Source organism: Chryseobacterium carnipullorum, assembly GCF_900142785.1.
Taxonomy (GTDB): domain Bacteria; phylum Bacteroidota; class Bacteroidia; order Flavobacteriales; family Weeksellaceae; genus Chryseobacterium; species Chryseobacterium carnipullorum.
In genome coordinates this window covers 1-2,502 of sequence record NZ_FRCD01000046.1, presented here as the reverse complement: position 1 = coordinate 2,502, position 2,502 = coordinate 1, and the positions used below count along the sequence as shown (strand labels likewise).

Annotated in this window: 3 protein-coding genes; all 3 read left to right on the top strand. The window is 30.7% G+C overall.

Annotated elements, in window-relative coordinates:
- Positions 1-1,335: RHS repeat-associated core domain-containing protein (locus tag BUC06_RS23230; RefSeq protein ID WP_139263431.1), on the top strand; the 1,335-nt coding region annotated here is incomplete at its 5' end.
- Positions 1,332-1,733 carry a hypothetical protein gene (locus BUC06_RS23225; RefSeq protein ID WP_073337001.1) on the top strand — a complete coding sequence of 134 codons (402 nt, stop codon included), beginning with the start codon at positions 1,332-1,334 and terminating at the stop codon, positions 1,731-1,733. The genes BUC06_RS23230 and BUC06_RS23225, both read left to right, overlap by 4 nt.
- Before the next feature lie 77 nt (positions 1,734-1,810).
- Positions 1,811-2,047 (top strand): hypothetical protein, encoded by a 237-nt coding sequence (locus BUC06_RS23220; RefSeq protein ID WP_073336999.1) that lies wholly within the window; start codon positions 1,811-1,813, stop codon positions 2,045-2,047.
- Positions 2,048-2,502 lie beyond the last annotated feature (455 nt).

Sequence of the window (2,502 nt, the reverse complement as noted above, 5' to 3'; positions counted from 1 at the left end):
AAAACCCATACGATTTACGGAAGAAAAGGTTTTTCAGGTTCCACACGTATTACAGATTATCTTGATGGATTTCAGTATGATTATAATGAAGGAGGAGGCTTATGTCTTACTTGTAGAAGTGAGACCGCTTTTGAAGAACAGGCTTATAAAAACATCAATGATGTTCTTGTTATCGGAGGTCCACCTGAATGGAAACTTGATTTTGTGCCTACTTCAGAAGGGTTTTACAGTTTCACGGAAAACCGCTATATTTACCAGTACAGAGATCACCTTGGCAATGCCAGGGTAAGTTTTGCTAAAAACAGCGAAGGCATTCTGGAGGTTACGGATACTAATAATTATTATCCTTTTGGCTTGAATCATATTCAGGGAATGCTTAGTAATTCAAAGTTGGGAAGCTATTATAGTTATAAGTACAATGGTAAGGAGTTGCAAGAGACCGGTATGTATGATTATGGTGCGAGATTCTATATGCCTGACTTAGGAAGATGGGGTGTGCATGACCCGTTAAGTGATGCAACTTTTCAGCCATATAATTATGCCAATAATAATCCTACATCTTTTAATGATCCTACAGGAATGATCGGAGAACGATCTAATAATTATATTGCAAGTACTGATGTTGTTAGAAATAAAAATGGTTCTTATACTGTTGTAGGAGCTTATGATGATGGAGATACAAATATATATATTGTAAATAATGCTACCAATAAAAAGAGAACTGGTGAAGTTATAGGAGCAACAATGCGTCCTTGTGATTTCTGTACGACGAATGACAAAACTGGAGGGTTAGGTTTTGATAAAAACATATCAGGTGTCACTTTTAATTTAAACAATCTTACTGTTTCAGGAACTGCAAAAGATAAAAGTGGAAGAAGTGCAGAGCTAGAAGATATGGACGCTTCTGCTCTTTTGGAATGGATTAAGCAATACTATATGAATACCATCAATGGAGATATGCCAGGAACTCCTTATGGTTGGCTTGAAGTACTTCGAGAATTATCTGCAAATGGAGCTATTTTAGATGTGAAAGCAAGTATGGGCTTATCTCCTTATACAGCAATAGGTAATGGGAAAAATTCCAGAGGCAAACCAATTATTACAACACTAAGAGCAATGGGAAATATGGGATTTGGAGCAAATATGAAACTCGCAAAACCACCAATTGCAGGAAAAAACACTTGGTATAAAGCTATTATGTATCAAGCAGGTCAATATAATCAATCTCAAAACGGGGGAAATGGTTATAATCCAGGTTATCCATACTATGGAGAACATTCCTATTCTGGAGGATATATTTATTTTGGTTACTTTAGACAATTTTATAAAAAATGAGAAAATATTTAATTTTATTTTGTAGTCTTGCTCTTTTTGTGGGATGCAAAGACAAAAATAATGAAGAAGATAAAAAAAATCGTCTTTATTTAAAGGAAATAAAAGTGAATGATAAAAAAATAGAATGGTTTTATTATTCTACTATAGGTTCTACAACTGCTGATTATGTATTAATTTCAGACTCAATTAACAACAAGAATGATACTATTGTAAATTCCACAAATTTAAAAGATATTAGTTTTTCTAATAATAATATTGTTTTATCCTTTTACGGGAAACCTAGAATTTATGAAGATTCTATAACTCTAAAAAGTAATATATCAGGATTTAATATAAAAGTGGATACAACTGCAATATCTTCTGGTCCTACAGTGAGAAAATTTTATCAAAAAAAATAATGGAGTTGATTCAGTAAAGGTGGGAAATAAAATAACTTCTTTAAGAGCTGCTTCCAAATATTCTTTTCGGATTTAATATGAGGGAAATTTATAATAAGTACAAAAATGATTCTAATTTTAGAGATAAATTTGCAGATGCAGATGATTTTTATAGATATGCAATGAAAGTAGTAGGAGGTTATAATCAATATCAGAATGATGGAAGTGTATATAATAAAGGTTTTCCTTTTTATGGTGAGCATACATATTCCGGGACTAATATTTATAGAGGCTATTTTCATCAATTTACTAATCAAAAATTAAAAAGAGACTAATGCAATTATTTCGTTATTTTACAATTTTTATCTTCTTATTATTGGTATTCAGTTGTAAGGATGAAAAGAAAATAAATAAAAGGATAGAGACTAAAAGCTATCTTTTAGAAGGATATACTTATTCTAATAAGATTTTTCCTAATTAACTTATATTAATTGATAAAGCTTCAAAAGATACAATTTATCATTGCACCGACTGTTATAATGATTTTCATTTAATCCTAGAAGACACTTTATTAATCTATGGAGGAAATAAACTTGATAGTACAATAGCTAATGGAATTATTTTAAAGAAAGTTCCAGTTCCACAAGGATACAAATATAATATTCCATTTAGTACTAAATAACTCGGTAAACTTTCCTGTTTTGGTAAACTTCCCTGTTTTTCAGACCAATTAAAATTATTAAATTTAGTTTGTTAAACATTATGAAAAAGAGCAAATTTTCAGAACATC